Below are 2894 nucleotides of genomic sequence, written 5' to 3'. Positions count from 1 at the left end.
GCCGGCCCGCGCTGCCGCCGAGAGCCTGGCCGTCTACGCCCCGCTCTCCGGCATGGACGAGGCCCTGAGCCAGCGCCTGGTGCAGCTGCGCGAGGCCACCGAGCTGCGCCGCAAGCTGCGCCTGGACTATCTGGACCTGGCGGGGCAGAGCACCGCGCGTGTGGTGCGGCCCCTGGGCTGCTTCTTCTGGGGCCCGGTCTGGACCGTGGCGGCCTGGTGCGAGCTGCGCGAGGATTTCCGCAGCTTCCGTGTGGACCGCATCCAGGATCTGCAGGCCCTGGACGAGCGCTTCCGCGACGAGCCGGGCAAGACCCTGGCGGATATGGAACGCCGCGCCGCCTGTGCCGAGCGCGCTTGAGCATGCACCCCGACCGAGCCTGCCGATGAAGCCATGCCTCGCCCCCCTCCTGGCCCTGGCCGCCCTGTGCGGCAGCGCGCCGGCCCAGGCCGCCGAGCGCCTGCCCCTGCCCACCGTGGCCGAGGTGGACCTGGCCCGCTATGCCGGCGCCTGGTACGAGATCGCCCTGCTGCCCAACCGCTTCCAGCGCCAGTGCGTGGCCGACACCCAGGCCCGCTACCGCCTGCTGGAGGGCCGCGTGGAGGTGATCAACCGCTGCCGCCGCGCCGACGGCCAGGTGGAGGACATACGCGGCCATGCCAAGGTGGTGCCGGACAGCGCCAATGCCAAGCTGCGGGTCAGCTTTTTCTGGCCCTTCTATGGCGACTACTGGGTGCTGGACCTGGACCCCGGCTACCGCCGGGTGCTGGTGGGCACGCCCGACCGCAAATACGCCTGGCTGCTGGCCCGCGAGCCGCAGCTGGACGAGGCCCAGCTGCAGGCCCTGCTGGACAAGGCCGCCAGCCTGGGCTTCGAGCGCGGCGCCTTCCGGCGCACGCCGCAGAGCCAGCCGCTGGAGCCCTGAGCGGGCTCAGGCCTCTTGCGTGCGGGCCCAGCCCAGGCGCCGCCGGCCGGCCGGTGCCTCGAGCCAGCGGTAGAAGGGCACGGCGGCCAGAGTGCTCCCACCCCCGGCCGCCAGCAGGGCGCCCACCGCCACCCAGGGATGCTCGGGGTCGCGATGCTCGAACAGGGCATTGAGCAGCAGGCAGATCGGGAAGTGCACCAGAAAGAGCGCATAGGAATGCGTGCCCAGATGCGCCACCGCGCCGGCCAGCGGGCCGCGCAGCAGGCTCTGCCCCTGCTCATGGCGGCGCTGCAGCCAGAACAGCAGGCCGGCCGTCAGCAGGGCCAGCAGCAGGCGCTCGCGGAAGTCCAGCAGCAGGGCCCCCAGGGCCAGCAGGCCCAGCAGGCTCAAGCCCAGGCCGGGGCGTGCGCTCAGACACAGCCAGTGCATCAGGGCCCCCAGGCCGTAGGCGCCAAAGAAGTAAGGCGCCCAGATGTCCAGGCCCGCATCGCGGTTGAAGAGGTAGAGGGATGAGCCGCAGACCAGCAGCAGCAGGGCCGGCCCCAGCCAGCGCGCCGCCGGACCGCAGGCCCGGGCCAGCCACAGCAGGGCCAGCATCAGGGCAAAGAGCTGCAGATCCATGGCCACATACCAGGCGCCCACGGTCAGGGCCTCATAGCCCAGCACATCGTGCAGCAAGAGGGCATGGGCCAGCAGCTGGGGCGCCGAGACCGAGGCCGGCACCAGCTCGGGCAGCAGGGGCGCCACCAGGGCCGAGCAGGCCAGGGTCAGCAGCACCGCCGCGAAAAAGGGCAGGACCAGGCGCAGATATCGGCGCCACAGCAGCGTCAGGGCTTGCCCCTGCAAGGGCCGCCCGGCCGGAGCCAGGGCGCGCGCCGAGAGAAAGCCGCCCACCACCAGAAAGACCTGCACCGCCATGCGGCCGTACTCGTAAAGCCAGGCGATCAGGCCGGGCCACAGGCTCTGCACCGTCTCGGCAATCGGCCCATAGGCGGCCAGATGGTGCAGCACGATGAGCTGGGCCGCCAGGGCCTTCATGGCATCGAGATGCAGTAGGCGGCGGGAGGAGGTGGAGGGAGAAAGGGATCTGGCGTTCATCAAAAGCGAAACGCCCGCCCCGCTGTCGCGGGCGGGCGCGGACCAACAAGAAAGTGCTGGGACCCGTCTCAGTCCCCGGAGTCGCCGGGCGCGGGGCCGGCGTGAGCCCCTAATTGTAGGGGGCGCCCCGTCAGCAGGCCCTCGTGCACGGCCACGCGCTCCAGCGCCGCCTCGAAGCTGGCCCGGGCCTGGGCCGTGATCTGCTGCAGATAGGCGTGCAGATCGGCGTCGGCCGGGCTGCGCGAGCGGCAGTCCGCGCTATAGGCCTCGAACTGGCCCAGGCGGATCAGGATCTCGGCCAGGTGCTGCGGGCATTCGCAGGCAATGGTGGTGGACAGGCCCGCCATATCGGCCAGGGCGGCATCGTCAAAGCGGCGCGCTGCCGGCGCGGGTGCGCTTGCCTCGTCCGCTGGGGGCAGGCCGGGCAGGTCCAGGGGCTGGGCCAGGGTCTGGGCATGGGTGCGCGCCACGGCCTGCAGGGCCGCCATGTCCAGGCCCGCCAGACTGCCTATCGCGTGGCCCAGGGCCAGCAGCTGGCGCAAGAGGGCCAGGCGCTGCACATCGGCCGCGCTGTAGAGCCGGTGGCCGGCGGCGCTGGTGGCCGCACCGCTGATGCCGTAGCGCCGCTCCCAGACCCGCAGCGTGCCCACCGGCATGCGCAGCATGCGGGCCACGGCCGCGCTGCGGTAGTGGCGCGGCGGGCCGGACCGCGCATCGCGCTTGGGCTGGGGCTGGGGCTTGGCCATGTCTGCTCCTGAACAAGGGCGATTGACTCGGGTTTGACCCGGATTATCGGAGCAAGGCTCCCGAGCATTGCCGGGCCCACACCCCGGCGCCGCCCCGCCTGCCTATGCTGCCGCCCATGGATACGAC

Annotated in this window: 4 protein-coding genes; 2 read left to right on the top strand and 2 right to left on the bottom strand. The window is 72.4% G+C overall.

Annotation, left to right across the window (positions count from 1 at the left end; all coding sequences use genetic code 11):
* Both ACK5F2_RS01975 and ACK5F2_RS01970 read left to right on the top strand, forming a co-directional pair.
* Positions 1-358: helix-turn-helix transcriptional regulator (locus ACK5F2_RS01975; protein ID WP_409862391.1), on the top strand; the 358-nt coding region annotated here is incomplete at its 5' end.
* Positions 359-383: 25 nt separating this feature from the next.
* Positions 384-923 carry a lipocalin family protein gene (locus tag ACK5F2_RS01970; protein ID WP_409862389.1) on the top strand — a complete coding sequence of 180 codons (540 nt, stop codon included), beginning with the start codon at positions 384-386 and terminating at the stop codon, positions 921-923.
* A 6-nt stretch (positions 924-929) separates the two neighbouring features.
* On the opposite strand, the gene ACK5F2_RS01965 is transcribed toward ACK5F2_RS01970, so the two are convergent.
* Positions 930-2021, bottom strand: a complete 1092-nt coding sequence (locus tag ACK5F2_RS01965) for an acyltransferase family protein (RefSeq protein WP_409862387.1) — start codon at positions 2019-2021, stop codon at positions 930-932.
* Between the two features lie 68 nt (positions 2022-2089).
* Entirely contained in the window at positions 2090-2767 is a 678-nt protein-coding gene (locus ACK5F2_RS01960) for a MerR family transcriptional regulator (protein ID WP_409862385.1), read from the bottom strand.
* Positions 2768-2894 lie beyond the last annotated feature (127 nt).

It is taken from the genome of Roseateles sp. (assembly GCF_046300915.1).
GTDB lineage: Bacteria > Pseudomonadota > Gammaproteobacteria > Burkholderiales > Burkholderiaceae_C > Kinneretia.
This window is presented reverse-complemented; position numbering and strand designations above follow the sequence as displayed.